Raw genomic sequence first — 22649 nt, forward strand, 5'->3', positions numbered from 1 at the left:
TCCTCGTCGGCCGGGATGTCCTCGTCGGCCGGGATGGCCTCGTCGGCTGGGACGGCGGTGTCGGCTGGGACGGCGGTGTCGGCGGCGCCGCGGTTCAACCCGTTCAGCGCCGCGTTCCGCGCCGACCCCTACCCGGTCTACCGGGAGCTGCGCCGGACGTCGCCGGTCCTGCGGACGATGGGCATGTGGGTGCTGACCCGCCACGCCGACGTGCGCGCCGTGCTGCACGACCGCACCTTCAGCGCCGGCCTGATCCCGCGGCTGGTCAGCCGCGCCGCCGGCGGCGACACCCCCGACTCCGGTTCTGCCGACAGCACGGACAGGTCCGACAGCACGGACAGGTCCGGCAACGCGGCGCGGATGGTCCGGCTGGCGCACACGTCGCTCGTCTTCACCGACAACCCCCAGCATGCCCGGCTGCGCGCCCTGGTCAACCGGGTGTTCACCGCCGCCGAGGTCTCCCGGCTGCGGCCCCGGATCGCCGCGATCGCCCGGGGGCTGGTCGACCGGTCGCTGTCCGCGGGCGGCGGCCTGGACGCGGTCACCGACCTCGCCGCGCCGCTGCCCGTCGCCGTCCTGAGCGACTGGATGGCGCTGCCGGGCGACGTGCGGGCCGAGGTCGGCCGGTGGACGCACGACATCCGGTTCCTGCTTGAGCCCGGCCTGATGGCGCCCGCCGAGGTCGCCCGCGTCGGCGAGGTCGTCGCGACCTTCGCCGGCGCCCTGGCCGGCGTCATCGCCGCCCGCCGCGCTCAGCCTGGCGACGACCTGGTCAGCCGGCTTCTCGCCGCGCGCACCGGTGGCGGGGACCGGCTCAGTGATGAGGAACTCGGCTTCCTGTGCATCATGTGCTTCGTCGCGGGCGTCGAGACGACGACGGCGCTCATCGGCAACGGGCTGCTCGCGTTGCTGCACCATCCCGACACCGCGGCGCTGCTGCACCGGCGGCCGGAGCTGGTCGGCGCCGCCGTCGAGGAGGCGCTGCGCTACGACAGCCCACTGCAACTGACCAAACGTCTCGCCACCCGCGACGTCGACCTCGGCGGTACCCCGATCCGCGCCGGTGAGCAGGTGCTGCTCTGCCTCGGCGCGGCCAACCGGGACCCGGCGGTGTTCGACCGGCCGGACAGCTTCGACATCACCCGGCCGGAGCGGGCCCATCTCGCCTTCGGCCACGGGATGCACGGCTGCCTCGGCGGTCTGCTCGCCAGGGCGCAGGCCGAGGTCGTCCTCGGCTGCCTCACCGGCCGCGCCGAACGCCTCGCGCCCGCGGTGGACCTGCGCGATGACCCCGGTGGGCGGGGCCTTTCCCGACAGGAGCACAGCCTCATCGTCCGCGGCCTGACCAGCCTGCCCGTCGTGCTGGCGGGGGCCTGGTGACGGGCGGGCCCGCGGCGGGGACGCGAACCGGGCACGACGTGGCCGGCGCGGCGCCGCCGGACGCGGTGTCGCCGGACGTGCTGCTGCCGGGCGTGCTGCGCCGACGCGCCGTCGGCGATCCGCACGCGCGGGCGTTCGTCCTGCTCGACGAGCATGGCGACGAGCAGGCGACGTTGACCTACCGGGAGCTGTACACCCGGGCGCTGGCCACCGCCGACCGGCTGGGCCGCCGCTGCGGGCCGGGGGAGCGGGCCCTGCTGGTCTTCCCGCAGGGCCTGGAGTTCATCGTCGCCTACTTCGGCTGCCTGTACGCCCACGTCATCGCGGTGCCGGTCAACCCGCCCCGGCGCGGCGCGGTCCAGAACGCCACCCGCGCGATCGTGCGGGACTGTGCGCCGACTGCCGTCCTGTCGACCGGCTCTATGATCGACATGGTCCGGGCGCCGCTGGAGGCGGTCGGCGGGCCGCTGGCCTGGATCGCGGTGGACGAGATCGACCCCGAGCCGTCCCCGGAGTCGGCCGGCGCCACCCCGCCGGCAGTCGCTGCGCCGGCCGACGGGTTGGCGGCCGACGGGATGGCGGTGTGGTCCGGCGAACCGGACGCGGTCGCGTTCCTCCAGTACACCTCCGGGTCCACGGCCGACCCCAAGGGAGTGATGGTCACCCATCGCAACCTGGCCGCGAACCAGGAGATGATCCGGCACGCCTTCGGCCATGACCGGCACTCGACGTTCGTCGGCTGGGCGCCGCTGTTCCACGACCAGGGCCTCATCGGCAACGTGCTGCAACCGCTGTACCTTGGCGCGACCGGTGTCCTGCTGGACCCGGGGGCGTTCATCCGCCGCCCGCTGCTGTGGCTCGCGACGATCTCCCGCTATCGCGCCCACACCAGCGGCGGCCCGAACTTCGCCTTCGACGTCTGTGCGGCCGCGGCGGCCCGCGGCGGCGTGTCCGACCTGGACCTGAGCTGCTGGCGGGTCGCGTTCAACGGCGCCGAACCAATCCGCGCCGACACGCTGCGCCGCTTCGCCGACGCCTTCGCCCCGGCCGGCTTCGACCCGCGGGCGCTCTACCCCTGCTATGGCCTGGCCGAGGCGACGTTGCTGGTCACCGGAAGCCGCAAGGGCCGCGGCCCCCGCACCCTCGACGCCGACATCGACGGCCTCGGCGAGGGCCGCTACGCCCCAGCCCCGCCTGACCGCGGCCGTACCCTCGTCGGCTCCGGCCTCGTCCCCTCGGCCGCCCAGGACACGGGCGCCGCCGCGCTCGGGCCGTGGGCCGCCGCCGAGGTGCGGATCGTCGATCCGGAGACCGGGCGCGGCGCTCCGCCCGACCGGATCGGGGAGATCTGGGTGGCCGGCGACCACGTGGCGGCCGGCTACTGGCAGCGCCCGCAGGCCACCGCCGCCACCTTCCAGGCCCGCTGCGCCGACGCGCCCGGCCGGTCCTATCTGCGCACCGGCGACCTCGGCCTGATCGTCGACGGGGAGCTGTACGTCGTGGGCCGACGCAAGGACATGCTCGTCCTCCGCGGCCGCAACCACTACCCGCAGGACCTCGAACAGACCGCGGTGGCGGCGCATCCCGCGCTGCGGCCCGGCGGGTGCGCCGCCTTCGCGGTACCCGGCGCCGGCGGGGAACGCCCCGTCATCATCCAGGAAGTGCGCGGCGAACCTGGTCCGGCCGCCGACCCCGCGGATGTCGCCGCGTCGATCCGCGCCGCAGTGGTGCGCGAACACGACCTCACGCTGGCGGATCTGGTGCTGGTCCGCCCCGGAGCGCTACCGAAGACCAGCAGTGGCAAGATCATGCGAGCCGCCGCCCGCCGGCGTTACCTGGCGGGCGACTTCGCACCGTGGGCGGCGTCGACGCTCGCCGCGCCGCCCTCGTCCCCGGCCGGCTGAGACGGCCCGATGGCGGTGCACCCGACCAACCCCGACTACGTCCGGTTCGTGACCGAGACGGTTCTCAGCATGCCCGCCGCGGCCCGGCTGGGCTTCCGGGTCGGGCGGGTGGCCCCCGGTGAGGCTGAGCTCCTCCAACCCTGGCTCCACGAGCTCACCCAGCACGACGGCCACCTCCAGGCCGGCGTCCTCGCGTCGCTGGCGGACCTCGCCGCCGGCTGCGCCGCGGGCACCCTGCTGCCGGTCGGCTGGGTCAACATGACCGTCGACATCACCCTGAAGATCCTCGCCCCGGCGAGCGGCGCAGCGTTCCTCGCCCGCGGCAGGGCGGTCAACGCGGGCCTGACGACGACCATTGCCGCCGCCGACGTCTGGTGCGTTCCGACCACAGACGGCGCAACGGACCTCCCCACGGCTCACGGCGGTGCGGGTCTCGGGATCGGCGCCGGCGCGGCGGCGAGCCGGTCCAGGGCCGACGATTCGTTCGGCCCCCGCGAACCCGCACAGACGATGTGCGCCACCGGGCTGATCACCCTGCGCAACATCCGCCGCCCTCCGTCCCGTTCGCCGCGCCCCCACCCAGCTGACGATTGAGTCTCCGCCTTTCCGTGATGCCTGGTCGGCGGGTAGGGATCGGGTGGCGGGGGTGCCCGCGCGCCTGGAGGGGCCGGAGGAGATCCGCGCCTACTTCGCCGCGGCGGCCAAGGCTCCGATCCGGTGGGAGAAGTTCGACGACATGGTGGTCCACGAGACCGCCGACCCGGAGGTCGTCATCGTCGAGTACAACGCCCGCGGAAAGATCACAACAACCGGTGCGGCATACCAGCAGTCCATCATCGCCGTGTTTCAAGTCCACGATGGAAAGATCGTCTTGTATCGCGACTACCTGAATCCGCTTGCCCTTGCCGAGGCGCGCATGGAGCTGTCCACCCCGGCTGAATAGTGGCGTGCTGGGGGCACGACCCCATCGCGGCGCGACGGGTTCCGCGTCGCCGGCCGGCTTCGCCTCGGGTGGTCATGAGGTCCTGCCCGCGGCCGTCGTCGAGGCCGGCGCGGCGGCCCCCGCGGGCGCCGGGGCGATGCCGTGCGCGCGCAGGTAGCGTTCCAGCCGGCCGACGTGGTCGGCGGTCGACCGGTAGGCGAGGTAGCCGTCGGGACGGACGAGGACGGCCTCGCCGATCGCGGCGCCGTAGCGTGCCCGCGCCCGGCCGGCCGGGTCGAGGACGGCGCCATCGCCGCCGGAATGCGCGCGGCCGGAATGCGCGCGGCCGGAAGGATCGTCGCCGGTGTTCCGGCCGGCGGGGGAGGTCGCGACGACCCGAGCGATGACGAGGTCGCCGAAGCGGGCATGGATCAGGGCGGCGTCGTCGTGCAGCCGTCGGGCCGCGTCGTCGTCGCCACCGGCGAACAGCAGCAGCGAGAACCAGGGGGTCCGGGTCGCCTGGCGCAGCGTCGGGCCGTCCGGGGCGGCGAGCGCGATGTCCGGGGCGAGCGCAGCATCCGGGGCGAGCGCGACGTCGGGAGCGAGCGCGCCCGGGTCCGGCACCCCGCGGCGGCGACCGGTGCGGCTCGGTTCGCGTTCGGTGAGGGGGCCGTCGGGGTAGCCGAGCCCGAGCTGGCTGAGCGCGGCCGCCGCCCGGCGGCCCAGCGGCGGGCTCGCGGCGACGAGTCGCAGGGCGAGGCCACGCGCCTGCCGGGCGACCGGATGCTGCGCGGTGATCACGCGGGTCGCCCGGGCCGTGCCGGCCAGCAGCCGGTCGGCGACCGGCTCCCGCTCGGCGGCGTAGGTGTCGAGCAGCGCCGCGTCGGCCCGCCCGGTGGCGACCAGCGCGAGCCGCCAGGCCAGGGCATAGGCGTCCTGCAGGCCGGTGTTCATGCCCTGCCCACCGACGGGACTGTGCGAGTGCGCCGCGTCGCCGGCGAGCAGCACCCGCCCGCGCCGGAACGTCTCCGCCCGGCGCTGGTGGACGCGGAACGTGGTGGTCCAGATCGCCTCGGTCAGCCGCGGTGGATCAGGCAGCCGCTCGTCGAGCAGCCGTTGCAGCTCCGCCAGATCGAGATCGGCGCGGTCGTCGGAGTGGGAGCCGGCGGTATCGGGGAGATCGGCGATGAAGCGCCAGTGCCGGGGGCCGGGCATCGGGAAGGCGGCGACGACCCCGGCGGGGGAGAAGGTCACCTGGCCGTGCGCGCGCTCGCGCGCCCAGTCGGTCACGACGTCGCCGAGGGCGAAGGTCTCGGGCAGGTCGTAGCCATGTGTGGCGATGCCGGCGGTGTGCCGGACCTGGCTGTGCGCGCCGTCGCAGCCGACCAGCCAGTCGGCGAGGACGGTCCGCGTCGAGCCGTCCGCGTGCCGCAGCACCGCCACGACATGCTCGTCCTCCTGCCGGACCGCCACACACTCGGCGCCCGTCTCGATCCGCACCCCCAGCCGCGCGGCGTGCGAGCGCAACAGGTCCTCGATCTGCGGCTGCGGCAGCGACAGGGTGAACGGGAAGGGGCTCGGCACCCGATCGATGGGCAGCCGCACGACGGTCCCCGCGCGCCGGCCCGCCTCCCTGCTGCCGCCCGCGTCGTGTCGGCCGCTGACGTCGTGCACCTCGACCTGGCGCAGCGGACGGCCGCGGCGCACCGCCTCGGCGGCCAGGCCGAGGTCGTCGAGCAGCATCAGCGTGCGGCTGCTGACGGCGAGGGCGCGGCTGCCGGGGGGTCGGAGCGTCGCCCGTTCCACGATCCGGGTGCGCACCCCGCGCCGGGCCAGCTCGGCGGCGACCAGCAGACCGGTCGGGCCGGCGCCGACGACCAGGACGCCGGGCCGGTCCGCGGAACTCGGCATGCGTGCACCGTAGTGACGTCACGCGGAGTGGGCAACTGCTGACCGATGCGGTCGCGGCAGCGGCGTTTCAGTGCTCGCGGATCACCGTCGCCACCGTGTATGGACGGCCGGCCGGGCCGCCCGCGCTGACCTCGTACACCGCCAGGGAACGGCCGCGGTGGACCGCGCGGGTCGTGAAGGTGACGGGATGGTTGCCGTCGCCGGGGCGCAGGAAGCTGATCCGGATCGACGTGGTGTGGGGTGGCCCGTCCGGGTCCGCCAGCGCCACCGCCAGATCGGAGCCGCACAGCAGCACGCCGCCGTGCACCGTGTTGTGCGGGTTCTGCATCCCGGGACCGCTCGGTAGGACGAGCGCCGGCCAGCCCGCCTCGGGCCCCGCCGCCCCGGCCGCCGGTGACGCCCCGGCCGCCGGTGACGCCTGCTCGGGGATCGCTCCGGCCGACGCCGACGCCGACGCCAGATCGAGGGTCTCGAACAGGGACCCGTGGTCCGCGGGTGGCAGGGGCGGGCGCATGCCGCCCGGCGGCAGGATGTCCGCCGGGACGTAGCGGCAGCGGCCGGTGGCCACGGCCACCACCCGGCCCTCACCGTCGTACACGGTGGCGGCCGCGAGCCCACCGACGGCGTCGCGGCCCAGCAGCGTGGCGTGCGCGGTCAGCTCCGGGCCGGCCCACGGCGGGGGGNCGACGACCTCCAGCGAGAGCTGGGAGGTCACCGAATGCCGGTCGCCGAGGCGGGCCCGCAGGATCGCCGAGCCGATGGCGTCGTCGACCACGACGCCGAGCGAGCCGACCGTCGGGACGCCGCCCGGCCCGGCCAGCCACGGCCCGATCCGCATCCGTACCCGGGTGCCGTCGTCGCCGTGCACGGGGGGCAGCACCCGGAACCGGGTCTCGGCGTACTCCCTGGCCTCGACCTCGGGCGGCTCGGCCCGCCCCGTCGTCGTGGTCAAGCCTTCGGCCCGCCGGCGACGTAGATGATCTGACCGGAGACGAAGCCGGCGCCCTCACTGACGAAGAACGACACGGTGTGCGCGATGTCGTCGACCTCGCCGACCCGGCCGACCGGGATCACCCCGGAGGACGCGGCGACGTACTCCTCCCAGGTCTTGCCCATGCGGGCGGCGGTGGCCCGGGTCATGTCGCTGGCGATGAAGCCCGGCGCGATGCAGTTCGCGGTGACGCCGAACTTGCCGAGTTCGATCGCCGCCGTCTTCGTGAAGCCCTGCAGGCCGGCCTTGGCGGTGGAGTAGTTGAGCTGGCCGCGGTTGCCCAGCGCCGACGTGCTCGACAGGTTGACGATGCGGCCCCAGCCGGCGTCGACCATGTGCTTCTGGACCGCGCGGGTCATCAGGAACGCGCCGCGCAGGTGCACGCCGATCACCGAGTCCCAGTCGGCCTCGCTCATCTTGAACAGCAGGTTGTCCCGGGTGATGCCGGCGTTGTTGATCAGTACGGTCGGCGCGCCGAGCCCCTCGGTGACGGCCGCGACGGCCGCGGTGACCTGCTCGGGGTCGGCGACGTCCGCGCCGACCGCCAGGGCGCGACCGCCGGCCGCGGTGATCGCCTCGACGGTGCCCTTGGCGGCGGCCTCCTCCAGGTCGAGCACGGCGACCGCCAGGCCGTCGCGGGACAGCCGCTGGGCGATCGCGGCGCCGATGCCGCGGGCCGCTCCGGTGACGATCGCGACGCGGGTGGGGGTTTCGGACACGGGCGTACTCCTAGTGGTTGAGGCCGACGGCCGAGCTAGAGGGACATTTGCGCTGACCTTCCGGCCAGTCAAGCGAATGGTCACCCTGGGCGGCCGGCGTGCCGAGGCGATCTGCGGCGCGCGCCGGATGGAGTATGAAGGAAACCGTTGTAGGGCGGGCCGGTACAGCCGGCGACGCGAATGTCGTCGTGAGGAAGCTGCGGACATGTCTGTTGCCGAGCCCGTCGGGGCGGCCCACGAGGAGCGCCCGGGGGCGGACCGACGGGTGCGCCTGCCGAAGTCGGCCGAGCTCGTCGCCGGTCACCTGCGCCGGCAGATCGTCCGCGGCGAGCTCGCCGCCGGCGAGGCGCTGCCGTCCGAAAGCGCGCTCATGGCCCAGTTCCACGTCTCGCGCCCGACGCTGCGCGAGGCCTTCCGGGTGCTGGAGAGCGAATCGCTGATCATGGTGCGGATGGGGCCCGGCGGCGGGGTGCGGGTGCGCCCGCCGAACGTCGACGTCGCCGCCCGCTACGCCGGCCTGATCCTGCAGCACCAGGGCACCGCGCTCGCCGACGTGCTGGCGGTCCGCGAGGTCGCCGAGCCGCAGGCCGTCGCCCACCTCGCCCGCGCCGGCGGGCCGAAGGAGATCGCCCGGCTGCGGGCGGCCCTGGCCGAGCCGGTCGACCCCGCCGCGTCGCCGCTGGAGACGCTGCGCCACTTCGAGCGGTTCCATCCGCTGCTGATCGAGCTGACCGGCAACCAGACGCTGCGGGTCCTCATGGGCATGATCGAGCACATCGTCGAGCTCGCGGACCGCTCGCGGGTGCAGTCGGACGCCGGCTCGCCCGACCTGGACACGGCGATCGCGCGCAGCCGGGCCGCGCACGCCCGGGTCGTGGACCTCATCGAGGCCCGCGACGCCGAACGCGCCGAGCGGCTGTGGCGCCGCCACCTCGTCGCCGGCCGGGACTACCTGGAGCGCGGCGACGGCACGACCGTCCTGGACATGTTCGGCTGACCAGCCCGCCCCGCGCCGGCCGCCCGTCACCTGCCGGCCGCTCGTCACCCGGTGGCTGCCCGCAGTGCTCCGCCCGCCGGCCGGGCTCACCTCTCGGTGGACCCGGCGAGGACGTCGGGCGACGCGGCCCCGGCCGGCTCCGCGGGGGCCGGGGCGTCGGGGGCCTGCGCGGTGATGCCGGCGAGCGCGGCGATGCGGTCGAGCTGGTGCTGCGGGTCGCGCAGCAGCAGCCGGTCGGTCGTCGCCCGCTTGAGGTACAGGTGGGCGGAGTGCTCCCAGGTGAAGCCGATGCCGCCGTGCACCTGGACGTTCTCACCGGCGGCGAGCAGGGCCGCCTCCGAGCAGGTCAGGCCGGCGATGCTGGCCACCTCGGGCAGCTCGGCGGGNGACTCGTCGGCCGTCCACGCCGCGTACATCACCGCCGACGTGGCCGCCTCCACCTCCAGCAGCACGGTCGCCAGCTTGTGCTTGATCGCCTGGAAGGAGCCGATCGGCCGGCCGAACTGCTCGCGCTGCTTGGCGTAGTCCACCGCCGACGCCAGGGCCGCCTCGGCGACGCCGAGCTGCTCGGCGGCGAGCAGGGTGACCGCCGCGTCCAGGGTGCGGGCCAGGCCCGGCGCGCCGGCGCCGTCGGCGCCGAGCAGGACACCGGGCGTGCCGGTGAGGGTGACCCGGGTCACCCGCCGGGTCGGGTCGACGACGGGCAGCGCCTCGACCGCCAGACCCGCCGCGCCGGCGTCGACGAGGAACAGCGACGTCCCGGCGGCGGTGGTGGCGGTGACGACGAACAGCCCGGCGCTCTGCCCGTCGAGCACCCAGTCCTTGACGCCGGTCAGCGCCCAGCCGTCCCCGGCGCGCTCGGCCGTGGTCGTGGGGGTGGCGTCCCAGGCCCGGCCGGGTTCGCGGGCGGCGAGGGTGCCGGTGGTCGTGCCGGCGGCCAGGCCCGGCAGGTGGGCGGCGGCGGCATCGGCGTCGCCGGCGTGTAGCAGCGCCTGGGTGGCGAAGCTGGTCGACAGCAGCGGCGCGCACAGCAGGCTGCGGCCGGCCTCGCTCAGCGCGATGCCGAGCTCCACCAGGCCGAACCCGGCCCCGCCGTACTCCTCCGGCACGGCGAGAGCCGGCAGCTCCAGCTCGTCGCACAGCCGCTGCCAGGTCACCGGGTCCCACCCGGTCGGCGTGGCCATGTCGCGCCGCACCGCATCGGCGTCGGCGACCTCGGCGAAGTAGCGCCGGATGCCGCGGCGCAGCTCGTCGTGTTCGGGACTGTACCGGAACTGCACGGAACCTCCAGCGGGTGACCGGGCCCGGCGACCGGAGTGTGTCGGCGAGTCGGCGGACGTCGACGGGACCCTGTGCTTGAGACAGGACACTGTGCTCGAGACACAAGGATAGGGATATTGTTTATCTGATTCTAGCCGTCGCGGGTGTGGGGAGGTCCGGGTGGACACGCGGTATCCGGCGGAGGTGGAGCAGTTCCGTGCCGAGGTGCGGGCGGTGCTGGCGGAGGAGCTGCCCCCGGGCTGGCCGGGGACGGGCGCCCTGGGCGACGCGGCGGCGGTGCGCGAGTTCGTGACCGGATGGCGCCGGACGCTGCACCGCCGCGGGCTGCTGGGGGTGGCCTGGCCGGTGGAGCACGGCGGCCGGGGGCTGACCACCCTGCACCAGGTGGTGCTGGTGGAGGAGCTGACCCGGGCCGGGGTGCCGTTCGGGGTGCAGCCGCAGGACTCGACCGGGTTCAAGATGCTGGGCAACACCCTGCTGCGCTACGGCACCGAGGCACAGAAGGCGGCGATCCTGCCCGGCCTGCTGTCCGGCGAGCAGATCTGGTGCCAGGGGTTCTCCGAGCCGAACGCCGGCTCCGACCTCGCCGCGGCGGGGACGCGGGCGCGCCTGGTCGACGGCGAGTGGCACATCGACGGGCAGAAGATCTGGACGTCGGGTGCGCACCGTAGCACGGGGATCTTCGTGCTGGCCCGCACGGAGCCCGAGGCGGCCAAGCACCGGGGGCTGTCGTTCCTGCTGGTGCCGTTGGACCAGCCGGGGGTGGAGGTCCGCCCGATCCGGCACATGACCGGCGGGGNGGNCTTNTGTGAGGNGTTCTTCACCGACGCCCGCTGCCCCGCGGACGCCATCGTCGGCAAGCCCGGCGACGGGTGGAAGGTCGCCTCGACCCTGCTGACCTACGAGCGCGGCGAGGAGGCGGCGACCAACCCGATCCTGTTCGCCGCGGAGCTCGACCGGCTGGTGGAGCTGGCGCGCCGGCGCGGGGTCGCGGACGATCCCGTGGTGCGCCGGCGGCTGGCGTACTTCCGGGCCCGGGTGGAGGTCATGCGCTTCCTCGGCTACCGGATCCTCAGCGACGTGCTGGCCGGCGGCGAGCTGGGGGCGGCGTCGTCGGTGTCGAAGCTCTACTGGAGCGAGTACCACCGCGAGGTCACCCAGCTCGCGCTGGACATCGAGGGGCTCGACGGCCTGGTGCTCGTCGGCAAGGGGCCGTCGCGGCCGCTGCGGACCGACGACCCGGGCGCCGACCCGGAGTCGACGGCGAGCTGGTGGGAGGTCTCGCTCAACGCCCGGGCGGGCACGGTGTACGCGGGCACCTCGGAGGTGCAGCGCAACATCCTCGCCGAGCGCGTCCTCGGCCTACCCCGCGAGCCAGCCGCCTGAGTCCGTCGGCGCCCCGGGCTCGCCGGGGCGCCCGAGCAGGTCCAGCGTGGCCTCGTCGCGCCCGCCCTGGCCGAGGTAGCGGGCGCCCGCGGCCAGGTGGCGCCGCCAGAGGTCCTGCGCGCCGGCGGCGTCCCCGGCCTCGACGAGGTCCACGAGCATGGCGTGCACCCGCACGGTGCCGCGCTCGGCCCGCTCCAGCTCCGGGGTGCCGAGGTCGGCCTCGACGCGCGTCCAGGTGGTCCGGTTGATGATCTCGCCGAGCAGGGTGATCAGCAGGGCGAGCGTCTCGTTGCCGGCGAGGTGGACCACGAGGGTGTGGAACTCGTTGTGCAGCCGCACCCCCTGCACCCGCTCGGTGGCCGCGTCGTGCTCGGCCAGCAGGGCGCGCAGCGCCCGCAGGTCGGCCTTGGTGCGCCGGCGGGCCAGCGCGGCGGCGGTCGGCGGTTCGAGCAGCAGCCGGGCGTCCCAGACGTCGGCGATCGTGGTGGCGCGGTGCTCCAGGACGAGCCCCGCGTAGCGGGCCGCGACCGCCGGGTTCGGCGACTGGACGCGGGCCCCGCCGCCCGCGCCCCGGCGGACCGTGATGAGCGACTCCGCCTCCAGGATGCGCAGCGCCTCCCGCAGGGTGGGGCGCGAGACCCCGTACTGCCCCATGAGCACGGCCTCGGGTGGCAGCGCCTGACCCTCGGCGAGGGTGTTGCGGATGATGGCCTGCCGCAGGTCCGAGGCGACCAGCTCGGCCATCTTCGGCACGCGCATCCGCCGGCCGATGGCGTCGCGTGGCCGTTGCGGACCGCCTGCAGCCACGCTGTCTCCTTCGGTCGGGCGGGGGAGGGATCGGGCGGAGCGAGGACCGATGTCGAGCATTCTAAGATGTAAATAATTTAGCGCTCAAGGGCGTCGGGTCGGGGGCGATCACGTCGGATCGCGGGGGCCGCGACGGGACGGGCCCGCCGGCAGGCGACGTGTCTTGACGAGGCTCGACGCGTCCCGCCGAGGCTCGACGCGCCTCGGCGCGGCGGTGCGATCACCTGAACGACAGGTGTGGCGTATGCGGACAACTTTGGGTAGCGTCCCCATCGGCTGGTCAGCGTGCCCCGCCGCGGCGGGAGCCGGGCGGATGGTCGGGCCGGCAGCTACGACGAACCGCGAGTACGGGGGTGCGCGCGTCCGGCGATTTCCGGAGTGATCCTTCGCGTCCGCGGGTTCGTGTTCCGCACGCCGTTCGCGTTCGCTCGGGAGTCCCGCCGGTATGCCTCGCACACGTTCGTCTCTGGTCCTGGCCGTCGCGCTGCTCGCGCTGACCGTCCTCACGGGCGGCTGCTCGTCGGGCACGCAACCCGCGGCCGCCAGCTGCGACACCCCCGGGATCACCGCCGACCAGGTCCGCCTCGGCCTGCTCTACCCGGACTCGGGCCCCACCGCGTCGTCGCTGGCGGCCGTGCGGGCCGGGATCGACGCCCGCCTGGGGCTGGCGAACGAGGCCGGCGGCATCCACGGTAGGAAGATCGTCTACGACTGGCGGGACGACCAGGGCACGACGGAGGCGAACACGATCGGCGCCCGCGACCTGATCGAGGGCAAGGGGGACTTCGGCATCCTCGAGTACTCCCTGGCCGCCGACGGCAGCGCCGGCTACCTCGCCGAACGGGACGTGCCGGTGGCGGGCCTGGCCGCCAGCGACAGCTGGTCGACCAGGCGGAACATGTTCTCCTTCTCCTACACCACCGGTGCGGCCAGCGACACCTACGGCACCTTCGTGAAGTCCCGCGGCGGCACCCGGGCGGCCCTGCTCACCACCGCCCTGTCCACCGGGGTCAGCGACGCCGGCGCCCGCCTGTCCGCGAGCCTGCGCGCGGTCGGCATCCCCGTCGTCGACCAGATCGGCTACACCGCGAACGCCGACAGCCCGGCCGCGATCGCCCGGCGGCTCGCCGCCACCGGAGCCGACACGCTGCTCACCGTCGTCGGCACCCCCGACCTGCCGGCGGTGCTGCGCGAGCTGCCCGCCACCGGGTGGAACCCGAAGGTGATCCTCTCGGTCAGCGGCTACGACAGCCAGCTCCTCGCCGAGGCGGGCGGCGCCATGACCGGCGTCATCGTGCCGGTGTTCTACCGGCCCTTCGAGGCCGGCGGGGCGCCCATCGCCGGCTACCTCGATGCGATGACGCGCTACGCCCCCCAGATCGCCAACCCCCGCCAGGACCTCGCGATGATCGCCTACATCGACACCGACCTGTTCCTGCGCGGGTTGCAGCAGGCCGGCGCCTGCCCGACCCGGCGGGGCTTCATCGACGCCCTGCGCTCGGTGCGCAGCTACGACGCCGGGGGCCTGATCTCGCCCCTCGACCTGAGCACCAACCTGGGCCGGCCCACCACCTGCCTCGCGTTCGTCCAGGCCAACGCCGCCGGCTCCTTCGACGTCCTCGACGAGCGGCTGTGCGGGCGGGAGCTGCCCGCGTCCGGCGGCGCCGGCTGAGCGATCGCCGCGCCGGCCCCGGCCACATCTGCCGCCCACGTGCGCTAAACACAGGGGAGAGCTGCTTTCTTGGCGCCAAGAACCGGAGGTCGGATGGATCGGGGTGCGGGACCGCTGGCCGGACTGCGCGTGCTGGAACTCGCCGGCCTCGGCCAGGTGGCGATGGCCGCGATGGCGCTCGCCGATCTCGGTGCGGACGTGGTCCGCCTGGACCGTCCGGGCGGCGGCCCCTACCCCGCCACGGCGGGCGACCCGGTGCTGCGCGGGCGCCGGCATGTCACGGTCGACCTGCGCTCGCCGCAGGGCCGGGACACGGCCCTGGACCTCGCCGCGGCGGCCGACGTGGTGCTGGAGGCGATGCGCCCCGGCGTCGCCGAGCGGCTCGGGATCGGCCCGCAGGACTGCCTCGCCCGCAACCCCCGGCTGGTCTACGGGCGCATCACCGGCTGGGGCCAGCAGGGGCCGCTGGCCCAGCAGGCCGGCCACGACATCAACTACATCGCGCTGACCGGTGTCCTGGGTGCGCTGGGGCGCGCCGGNGAACGGCCGCTGCCGCCGCTGAACCTGCTCGGCTTCGCCGGCGGCGCGATGCAGGGCGTCGTCGGGGTCCTCGCGGCGCTCCACGAGGTGGAGCGCTCCGGCCGGGGCCAGGTCGTCGACGCCGCCATCGTCGACGGGGTCAGCCTGCTCGCCCAGATGGTCTGGTCGTTTCGCGGCCAGGGACGGTGGAACGATGCCCGCGAGAGCAACCTGTTCGACGGGCACGCCCCCTTCTTCGACACCTACACCTGCGCCGACGGCCGGTTCGTCGCTGTCGCGGCGATGGAACCGGCCTTCTACGCGAACCTGCTGCGCGGCCTCGACCTGGCCGACGCCGACCTCCCGCCGCAGGACGACGAGCAGGGCTGGCCGGTGCTGCGCGCCCGCTTCACCGAGGCCTTCGCGCGCCGCGCCCGCGACGAGTGGGTGGCCGCCTTCGCCGACCTCGACGCCTGCCTGACGCCGGTGCTGACCTTCGACGAGGTGGCGGCGCACCCGCAGATCGCCGCCCGCGGTACGGTCGTCGAGGTGGACGGGATCACCCAGGCCGCGCCGACTCCGCGCTTCTCCGCCACCCCGGCGCCGCCCCCGCGCCCGCACACCGACCCCGAACCCGCCGAGGGGATCCTCGCTGCCTGGCGCGACCGCTGACGTCGCGCTGAGGTCGGCCGTCGCGTTGAGGTTGGCCGTCGCGCTGCGGTCGGCCCGACCCGCCGGCGGGCACCCGCGAGACATCTCGAGCGGCCCGGCGGGGCTATGTTGGGGATCTTCTAGCTGGAGGTGAGGGCGATGGGCAGTCCGACGCCGCGGATCCCCCGTCACGTCCCCGTCGATGCCGCCGCCCGGCACGGCACGCTGCGTATCGCCGACTATCAGCTCGGCGATCACCTCGTGTGGGCGGCCACCGACGATCTCGGTGTCGTCGCCCTGGCCGGGACGCGCGAGGAGCTCCAGCGGGCCCTGGCCGAGTTCCCGGAGTAGCGGCAGGCGGCACTGCTCGCCGGGCCGAAGGTCCCCGCGGGCTCTTCTCGAGGTCCCTGTGTCCGTGCTGCCCGCAGCGATGTACTGCTCCGGACGCGATCGAGTTCTGGACTTGATCAGGATGGCTGGGAGTGCCCGTGATGAGTGTTGTGGATGGCCGGCCGGCGCATCATGAGGGGCTGGCATCGTGGGTGCGGGACGTGGCCGCGCTCACCGAACCCGACGAGATCGTCTGGTGCGACGGTTCCGAGGAGGAATGGGAGCGGCTCACCGGCCAGCTTGTCGCGGCGGGCACCTTCGTCCGGCTGAATCCGGCCCTGCGCCCGAACAGCTTCCTGGCCCGCTCACACCCCTCGGACGTCGCCCGGGTCGAGGACCGCACGTTCATCTGTTCGGTGTCGCCCGGGGATGCGGGGCCCACGAACAACTGGGCGGATCCGGACGAGATGAGGTCCACGTTGCGGGGCCTGTTCACGGGAGCGATGCGGGGACGGACGATGTATGTCGTCCCGTTCTCGATGGGCCCGCTCGGTTCGCCGATCTCCCAGCTCGGGGTCCAGATCACCGACTCGCCCTACGTCGTCGTGTCCATGCGGATCATGACGAGGATGGGGAAGGCGGCGCTGGACCTGCTCGGGGCGGACGGCATGTTCGTGCGGGCCCTGCACAGCGTCGGTGCCCCCCTGGCGCCCGGTCAGACGGACGTTGCCTGGCCCTGCAACCCCACGAAGTACATCACGCACTTCCCGGAGACCCGGGAGATCATCTCCTATGGTTCGGGCTACGGCGGGAACGCGTTGCTGGGCAAGAAGTGCTTCGCGTTGCGGATCGCCTCGGTGATGGGTCGTGACGAGGGCTGGCTCGCCGAACACATGCTGATCCTGAGGCTGACGAATCCGGCCGGGCAGGTGCGTCACGTCGCGGCGGCCTTCCCGTCGGCGTGCGGGAAGACCAACCTGGCCATGCTGGTCCCCACGATCCCCGGCTGGCGGGTCGAGACGGTCGGCGACGACATCGCGTGGATGCGGTTCGACCGGTCGGGGGAACTGCGTGCGATCAACCCGGAGAACGGCTTCTTCGGGGTGGCTCCGGGAACCGGACCGTCGACGAATCCGAACGCTGTCGCGGCCCTGCACGCCAACTGCATCTTCACGAACGTGGCCCTGACCGACGACGGCGACGTCTGGTGGGAGGGTCTCACCGACGCCCCGCCCGAGCACGCCGTCGACTGGCGGGGNGACGACTGGACGCCGGCGTCCGGGACGCTGTCGTCGCACCCGAACGCGCGGTTCACCGCGCCGGCATCGCAGTGCCCGTCGATCGCCGACGGGTGGGAGGACCCGGCCGGGGTGCCCGTCGACGCCATTCTGTTCGGCGGGCGCCGCGCCGGCGTCGTCCCCCTGGTCGTCGAGGCCCGGGACTGGGCGCATGGGGTCTTCCTCGGCGCCACGGTGTCCTCGGAGACGACCGCCGCCGCGGTCGGGACGGTCGGCCGGCTGCGCCGCGACCCGTTCGCCATGCTGCCGTTCTGCGGCTACGACATGGCCGACTACTGGGCCCACTGGCTCGCCATGGGCCGGGTCCCGCACGCGCGACTGCCGAAGATCTTCTACGTGAACTGGTTCCGGCGCGCCGCCGACGGCCGCTGGCTGTGGCCCGGGTTCGGGGAGAACAGCCGGGTGCTTGCCTGGGTGTTCGAACGAGCGGCGGGGACGGCGGAGGCGGTGGACTCCCCGATCGGGCTCCTGCCCGCCCCCGGTGCGCTCGATCTGACCGGCCTCGACCTGCCCGCGCGAGACGTCGCCGAGCTGTTCGCCGTCGACGTCGAGGAGTGGCGGGCCGAGGCGGACTCCATCGAGGAGCACTTCGCCGGCTTCGACCGCCTGCCCGCGGCGATGAGCGAGCAGCTCGACGGGCTGCGCCGGCGCCTCCAGCGATCCGCCGTCCACGCCGCCCCGGCCGCCAGGACGCCCGAGTAGGTCCCGCCTGCCCGGGCGATCCTCGGCGTGGCACGCCGGTCGAACCTGGACCGTCGCCCTCTAGACGGACGGTTCGGGGGCCGGCTGGGAGTCGTCCCAGGTCCAGTTACGGATCTCGGGCAGGTCCTCCAGATGGTCGCGAATGTAGTCGTGGTGGCGGCTGAGCTGAGTTTCGCAATGGGTGACGAGCCGGTCGGTGCCGGGATGGGTGGTGCGGGCGAACTCGATGGCGAGGCGAGCGAGGTGGTAACGACTGACCTCGTTGCGGACGAGCATGTCGAACGGGGTGGTCGTCGTGCCCTGCTCGATGAAGCCGCGGACGTGGAAGCGCTGGGGGTTGCGCCGGCCGTGCAGGAGCTGGTGAACGCCCCGGCTGTAGCCGTGGAACCCGACGACGACGTCGGTCTCGTCGGTGAACAGGGCCCGGAACATCGGGTTGGAGAAGCCGTGCGGATGCAGGTCGCTGCGCAGCAGGGCCATCAGGTCGATCACGTTGACGACCCGGATGGAGAGGCTGGGCACGAACTGGCGTAGCAGCTGGGCGGCGGCGAGGATCTCCATGGTGGGCACGTCGCCGATGCCGACGAGAACGATGTCGGGATCGCGGCCGAGCTGGGATTCGGTGCCGGCCCAGTCCCAGACGGAGCCACCGCGGGCGGCGTGCTCGTCGGCCTCGGCGGCGGTGAGGTACTGCAGATGCGGCTGCTTGTCGGCGACGAGCAGGTTGACGTGGTCGCGGCTGCGCAGGCAGTGGTCGGCGACGGACAGCAGGCTGTTGGCGTCCGGCGGCAGCCAGATCCGGATGACTCCGGGGGACAGCGGCACGACGGTGTCGATGAGGCCGGGTCCCTGGTGGGAGAAGCCGTTGTGGTCGTTGCGCCAGCAGGTGCTGGTCAGCAGCACGTTGAGGCTGGGGACGGGCTCCCGCCAGCCGAGCTTGGCCCCTTCCTGCAGCCATTTCGTGTGCTGGACGAGCATCGAGGCGGACACCATGGCGAACGCCTCGTAGGTGGCGAACAGGCCGTGGCGGCCGGTGAGGGTGTAGGCCTCCAGCCAGCCCTGGCACAGATGCTCGGAGAGCACCTCCATGACCCGGCCCGAGGGGGAGACCCGGTCGTCGTGCGGGTCGATGGGGGCGACCATGCAGCGGTCGGTCACCTCCAGGATGGCGCCGAGCCGGTTGCTGGTGAGCTCGTCGGGGCTGAACACCCGGAAGGTGGTCGGGTTGTCGCGGTAGACGTCGCGCAGCAGCTCGCCGAGCGGCCGGGTCGTCTCGTAGGAGACGCGACCGCGGTGGCGCGGGTCGATGTCCAGGGTGTAAGCGCGCCGGTCGGGCAGGCGCAGCGGTTCGGTGCGCCGGCCGCCGTTGGCGTAGCTCGTGGCCCCCAGCCGTTTGTCCCCGACCGGGGCGAGCGCGGCCAGCTCGGCGGCGAGCCGGCCGTCGGCGTCGAACAGCCGCTCGGGTTGGTAGGACCGCAGCCACGCGTCGAGCTGGGCCAGGTGCTCCGGGTTGTCGCGGACCCCGGCAAGGGGCACCTGGTGGGCGCGGAAGGTGCCCTCCACCTGCACGCCGTCGACCTCATGCGGGCCGGTCCAGCCCTTCGGGGTGCGCAGCACGATCACCGGCCAGGTCGGGGTGTCGGTGACCGTGCCGCCGGGGCGGCGGGCGGCGTGCTGGATGCGCCGGATCGCCTGGTGGGCCGTGGCGAGGGCGGCGGCGAAGTCCCGGTGGACCTGGCGGACGTCGGAGCCTTCGACCCACAGGACCTCGTAACCGTGGCCGGCGAGGTAGGCGGTCACCTGGTCGCGGCTGCGGCGGCCGAGAACGGTGGGGTTCGCGATCTTGTACTGGTTGAGGTTCAGGATGGGCAGGACCGCGCCGTCCCGGGCCGGGTTGAGGAAGGTGATGCCCTTCCAACTGCCCTCCAGCGGGCCGGTCTCGGCCTCCCCGTCGCCGACGACGGCGGCGACCAGCAGATCGGGGTGGTCGAACGCGGCCCCGAAGGCGTGCACCAGGGCGTAGCCGAGCTCGCCGCCCTCGTGGATCGACCCCGGCGTCGGCACGCTGACGTGGCTGGGGATCCCGCCCGGGGTGGAGAACTGCTCGACCAGCCTGGTCAGCCCCGCCGTGTCCGCGGACACCCGCGGGTAGATCTCGGAGTAGGTGCCTTCCAGGTAGGTGTTCGCGACCAGCGCCGGGCCGCCGTGCCCCGGGCCCGCCACGTACAGCACGTCCTGGCCGGTCAGGCTGACCAGCCGGTTGAGATGCGCGTACACCAGGTTCAGCGCCGGCGATGTCCCCCAGTGGCCGAGCAGCCGCGGCTTGATGTGTTCGCGGCGCAGCGGCTCCCGCAGCAGGGGGTTGGCCCGCAGGTAGATCTGGGCGGCCGTCAGGTAGTTGGCGGCGTTCCAGTAGGCGATCAGTCGGTCCAGCGACGGTTCGTCCAGCTCCGGAGTCGGACGGTCGAGTCCGTCGACGTCCACCGTGGCAGTCATGGTGCCAAGACTCCCACCCGTCCCGCCCACCACATACAGGTGTCCGATTCCGGGAAGGTCCCCGAACCGGGAAGGTCTGCCGTCGGGGGTCCGAAGGGCCCGAGGCCAGGTGCCTTCCGGCATTCGTCGCCGAGATGCTCCATGGACAGGATGACATTGCCCACATCGGTGGGGGACACGGGCCGGCTCGGGAACCCACCGGTCCCCGATCGCCTTCGGGCCGGCCGGGGATCCTTCGGGACGCCGGGATCCTTCGGGACGCCGGGATCCTTCGGGACAAGGACAGGAGACGATCGATGTCGGGTCAGGACCAGGTACTGCTGACCTCAGCCCGGGACGCGACCCCGGCCACCGCGGACCGGCTGCCCCCGCCGGACCGGCTGCCCGACGAACGACGGCTGTCCTCGCTGGTGGCCTCCGGGGCCCGGGTGCAGCCGCAGCTGCGGGCGATCGCCCGCCGGCTGGCGGTGTTCCACGAGCAGGGCGAGACCTCGCCGGAGATCGCCCGGGCGGGCGGCCTCGCCGCGCTGCGGGCGCTGTGGCTCGAAGGCCTGGTGGGCGTCGAGCCGTTCCGTGACCTGCTGGACGGCGAGGTCGTAGACGAGATCGGCCGACTCGCCCTGCGCTACCTCGACGGCCGGGCGGCCCTGTTCACCGAGCGGCAGCGGGCGGGTCGCATCCGCGACGGGCACGGCGACCTGCTCGCCGACGACGTCTTCTGCCTCGACGACGGTCTCCGCATCCTCGACGGCCTGGAGTTCGACCGGCGGTTGCGGGTCGGCGACGTCCTCGGCGACGTCGCCTTCTTCGCGATGGACCTCGAACGGCTCGGCCAGCCGGGGGCGGCACGGTACTTCCTGGACGCCTACCGGGAGTTCTCCGGCGAGACCCACCCAGCCTCCCTGGAACATCTCTACCTCGCCTACCGGGCCTTCGTCCGGGCCAAGGTCGCCGGCATCCGGGACCACCAGGGGGAGCCGGGCGCGGCCGACGCGGCCCGCGAGCTGGCCGCGCTGGCCCTGCGCCACCTGCGCCGCGGCCGGATCCGGCTGGTCCTGGTCGGCGGCCTTCCCGGGACCGGCAAGTCGACCCTGTCCCAGGGGCTGGCCGACGGGGCGGACGGCTGGGTGCGGATCGGATCCGACGCGGTGCGCAAGGGGCTGGCGGGTCTGGCTGCCGAGCAGTCCGCCGCCGACGCGTTCGGTGCGGGGCTGTACGGTCCGCAGCCGACGGAGGCGACGTACTCGGAGCTGGTGCGACGCGCCCGGACGGCCCTGGAACGGGGGGAGAGCGTGGTGCTCGACGCCTCCTGGACCTCCGGCGCGCACCGGCGGCTCGCCGCCCAGCTCGCCACCGAGACCGACGCCGACCTCGTCGAACTGTGCTGCGTGGCGCCGCCGGAGGTGGCGGCCGCGCGGATCGCGCGCCGCGCCGCCGTAGGCGGCGACGCCTCGGACGCCACGATCGCCGTCCACGCCGCGATGGCGGCCCGCAACGACCCGTGGCCGACGGCCCACGAGGTGCCCACGACCGGTCCGGCCGGTGACGCGCTTCGGGCCGCGTGTGCCCTCGTCGCCTGACCGACCCGGGCCCGTCAACCACCCTCTCCGCCGGCAGGCCGGCGGATGACGGCGACCGGGCAGGTCGCGTGCAGCAGGCACTGCGAACTGGTGGAACCGAGCAGCAGGTCGGCGAACCCACCGCGGCCCCGAGCGCCGACGACGAGGAGCTGGGCTCGCACCGCCGTGTTGATGAGGCCGTAGGCGGCGTTGCCCATCACCAGGTCGGTGTCGACCGTGAGGTCCGCCCGGCCGGCGAGGCCGGCGCTCGCGGACTCGTCCAGGACGGCCTGGGCGGCGGCGCGAAACACCCCGTCGCCCTCGTCGAGCCGGTCGGCGGCGGGTGGGGGCGGCTCCCACACGTGCACGATGCGCAGCGCGGCCCCGCGCAGTTCGGCCTCGACGGCGGCCCAGGCCAGGGCCTCGATCGAGGCACGCGAACCGTCGACCCCCACGACGACGGGGCGGTGGCCGGGTGCGGTCCCGCCGTGGACCACCACGACCGGCACCGTCGCGCCGTGCGCGCAGGCGAGGCTGACCGAGCCGGTGAGCATGCGCCTGGTCCGGTCCACCCCACGGGCGCCGAGGACGAGCATGGCGGCATGGTCGGACTCGGCCAACAACGTCTGGACCGGTGGCCCGAAGACCGTGCGTTCGACGATCCGGGCTGTGGGCTCGTCCTTGCGGACCCGCTCCACGACCTCGTGGAGCAGCCACGGGGCCGTCCAGCGCGGATGCTCCGGCGAGGTGGCCGCAGGCGGGACGCCCGGCTCGTGCGGGGGCCCGGCGGCCGCCCAGACCAGGACCGCGCGCACCTGGGCGTCGCGCCGGCGTGCCGCGTCCACCGCCCAGCGAAGTGCCCGCTCGGCGTCCGCGGAACCGTCGATCCCCACGACGATCTGCGCCCCGGGGACGTCCTCACCTCCCACGGCATCTCCTCTCCCGGCTGTCCGACCTGCTCCCGGCTGTTCGGCCTGCTCCCGGCTGTTCGACCTGCTCAGACTGACACCCGCAGGGAGTGACGGCGAGCGCACGGACGAACACGTGGGAGTGCCGCGGTCGAACGGGCGGCTTCCCGGGCGTGGACGGATCCGGCGCCCAGGTTCCTCGGCGGCCACCTCAGG

The 22649-nt window shown here is 74.1% G+C and carries 18 protein-coding genes and 4 pseudogenes; 14 read left to right on the forward strand and 8 right to left on the reverse strand.

The window, feature by feature from the left end; translation table 11 throughout:
• Positions 1 to 33: 33 nt before the first annotated feature.
• The 4 genes from FF36_RS15380 to FF36_RS15395 are packed head-to-tail and all read left to right on the forward strand — an operon-like array spanning position 34 to position 4227.
• Complete coding sequence (locus tag FF36_RS15380) at positions 34 to 1380, forward strand: cytochrome P450 (RefSeq protein ID WP_044885823.1); 1347 nt, start codon at positions 34 to 36, stop codon at positions 1378 to 1380.
• Positions 1377 to 3284 (forward strand): fatty acyl-AMP ligase, encoded by a 1908-nt coding sequence (locus FF36_RS15385; RefSeq protein WP_082121940.1) that lies wholly within the window; start codon positions 1377 to 1379, stop codon positions 3282 to 3284. The genes FF36_RS15380 and FF36_RS15385 overlap by 4 nt, the downstream gene beginning before the upstream one ends.
• 9 nt (positions 3285 to 3293) lie before the next feature.
• Entirely contained in the window at positions 3294 to 3878 is a 585-nt protein-coding gene (locus tag FF36_RS31565; RefSeq protein WP_052681142.1) for a PaaI family thioesterase, read from the forward strand.
• 52 nt (positions 3879 to 3930) lie between these two features.
• Positions 3931 to 4227 (forward strand): nuclear transport factor 2 family protein, encoded by a 297-nt coding sequence (locus tag FF36_RS15395; RefSeq protein WP_242418939.1) that lies wholly within the window; start codon positions 3931 to 3933, stop codon positions 4225 to 4227.
• A gap of 72 nt (positions 4228 to 4299) precedes the next feature.
• Here the strand turns inward: FF36_RS15395 and FF36_RS15400 are convergent, their stop codons facing one another.
• From FF36_RS15400 to FF36_RS15410, 3 genes are all read right to left on the reverse strand, one after another.
• Entirely contained in the window at positions 4300 to 6117 is a 1818-nt protein-coding gene (locus FF36_RS15400; RefSeq protein WP_052681143.1) for an FAD-dependent monooxygenase, read from the reverse strand.
• Positions 6118 to 6184: 67 nt separating this feature from the next.
• Entirely contained in the window at positions 6185 to 6631 is a 447-nt protein-coding gene (locus tag FF36_RS40395) for a PaaI family thioesterase (protein ID WP_339325607.1), read from the reverse strand.
• Positions 6632 to 7065: 434 nt separating this feature from the next.
• Positions 7066 to 7827: an SDR family oxidoreductase gene (locus FF36_RS15410; RefSeq protein WP_044885765.1), complete on the reverse strand. Its 762-nt coding sequence runs from the start codon at positions 7825 to 7827 to the stop codon at positions 7066 to 7068.
• Between the two features lie 205 nt (positions 7828 to 8032).
• On the opposite strand from FF36_RS15410, the gene FF36_RS15415 reads away from it, so the two are divergent.
• Positions 8033 to 8824: a FadR/GntR family transcriptional regulator gene (locus FF36_RS15415; RefSeq protein ID WP_044885766.1), complete on the forward strand. Its 792-nt coding sequence runs from the start codon at positions 8033 to 8035 to the stop codon at positions 8822 to 8824.
• Between the two features lie 86 nt (positions 8825 to 8910).
• On the opposite strand, the pseudogene FF36_RS38065 reads toward FF36_RS15415, so the two are convergent.
• Together FF36_RS38065 and FF36_RS15420 are read right to left on the reverse strand one after the other, a co-directional pair.
• Positions 8911 to 9210 (reverse strand): annotated as a pseudogene (locus tag FF36_RS38065) (acyl-CoA dehydrogenase family protein); the annotation flags it as partial.
• A gap of 1 nt (position 9211) precedes the next feature.
• A pseudogene (locus FF36_RS15420) lies at positions 9212 to 10272 on the reverse strand (acyl-CoA dehydrogenase family protein); the annotation flags it as partial.
• 16 nt (positions 10273 to 10288) lie between these two features.
• Here FF36_RS15420 and FF36_RS38070 point away from each other — a divergent pair.
• Together FF36_RS38070 and FF36_RS38075 are read left to right on the forward strand one after the other, a co-directional pair.
• Positions 10289 to 10904 (forward strand): acyl-CoA dehydrogenase family protein (locus FF36_RS38070; protein WP_277912942.1); only part of this gene is annotated, 616 nt, incomplete at its 3' end.
• Positions 10905 to 10954: 50 nt separating this feature from the next.
• Complete coding sequence (locus FF36_RS38075; RefSeq protein WP_277912943.1) at positions 10955 to 11491, forward strand: acyl-CoA dehydrogenase family protein; 537 nt, start codon at positions 10955 to 10957, stop codon at positions 11489 to 11491.
• On the opposite strand, the gene FF36_RS15430 is transcribed toward FF36_RS38075, so the two are convergent.
• Positions 11468 to 12298: a FadR/GntR family transcriptional regulator gene (locus tag FF36_RS15430; protein WP_236705792.1), complete on the reverse strand. Its 831-nt coding sequence runs from the start codon at positions 12296 to 12298 to the stop codon at positions 11468 to 11470. The two genes, FF36_RS38075 and FF36_RS15430, sit on opposite strands and share 24 nt — an antisense overlap.
• A 445-nt stretch (positions 12299 to 12743) precedes the next feature.
• Between FF36_RS15430 and FF36_RS15435 the strand changes: the two genes are divergently transcribed.
• The 6 genes and pseudogenes from FF36_RS15435 to FF36_RS38095 form a co-directional block, all read left to right on the forward strand.
• A complete protein-coding gene (locus tag FF36_RS15435) occupies positions 12744 to 13970 on the forward strand; it encodes an ABC transporter substrate-binding protein (protein ID WP_044885770.1) in 1227 nt (408 codons plus the stop codon).
• Positions 13971 to 14063: 93 nt separating this feature from the next.
• On the forward strand, positions 14064 to 14509 hold a 446-nt coding region (locus FF36_RS38080; RefSeq protein ID WP_242422532.1), incomplete at its 3' end, for a CoA transferase.
• A gap of 1 nt (position 14510) precedes the next feature.
• Positions 14511 to 15161: pseudogene (locus FF36_RS38085) on the forward strand (CoA transferase); the annotation flags it as partial.
• A 138-nt stretch (positions 15162 to 15299) separates the two neighbouring features.
• On the forward strand, positions 15300 to 15491 hold the full coding sequence (locus tag FF36_RS34930; RefSeq protein ID WP_044885772.1) for a hypothetical protein: 192 nt from the start codon (positions 15300 to 15302) through the stop codon (positions 15489 to 15491).
• 140 nt (positions 15492 to 15631) lie between these two features.
• On the forward strand, positions 15632 to 16728 hold a 1097-nt coding region (locus FF36_RS38090; protein ID WP_242422533.1), incomplete at its 3' end, for a phosphoenolpyruvate carboxykinase (GTP).
• A 1-nt stretch (position 16729) separates the two neighbouring features.
• Positions 16730 to 17470, forward strand: a pseudogene (locus FF36_RS38095) (phosphoenolpyruvate carboxykinase domain-containing protein); the annotation flags it as partial.
• Between the two features lie 60 nt (positions 17471 to 17530).
• Here FF36_RS38095 and FF36_RS15455 read toward each other — a convergent pair.
• Positions 17531 to 19966 carry a phosphoketolase family protein gene (locus tag FF36_RS15455; RefSeq protein WP_044885773.1) on the reverse strand — a complete coding sequence of 812 codons (2436 nt, stop codon included), beginning with the start codon at positions 19964 to 19966 and terminating at the stop codon, positions 17531 to 17533.
• Between the two features lie 296 nt (positions 19967 to 20262).
• Here FF36_RS15455 and FF36_RS15460 point away from each other — a divergent pair, with 296 nt between their 5' ends.
• The gene (locus tag FF36_RS15460) at positions 20263 to 21546 is read left to right on the forward strand and encodes a bifunctional aminoglycoside phosphotransferase/ATP-binding protein (protein ID WP_052681144.1); all 1284 of its coding nucleotides are present in this window, start codon (positions 20263 to 20265) and stop codon (positions 21544 to 21546) included.
• A 14-nt stretch (positions 21547 to 21560) separates the two neighbouring features.
• On the opposite strand, the gene FF36_RS15465 is transcribed toward FF36_RS15460, so the two are convergent.
• Positions 21561 to 22454, reverse strand: a complete 894-nt coding sequence (locus FF36_RS15465; RefSeq protein ID WP_044885774.1) for a universal stress protein — start codon at positions 22452 to 22454, stop codon at positions 21561 to 21563.
• Positions 22455 to 22649: the final 195 nt, after the last annotated feature.

Origin of the sequence: Frankia torreyi (assembly GCF_000948395.1) — a bacterium.
Classification (GTDB): Bacteria; Actinomycetota; Actinomycetes; order Frankiales; family Frankiaceae; genus Frankia; species Frankia torreyi.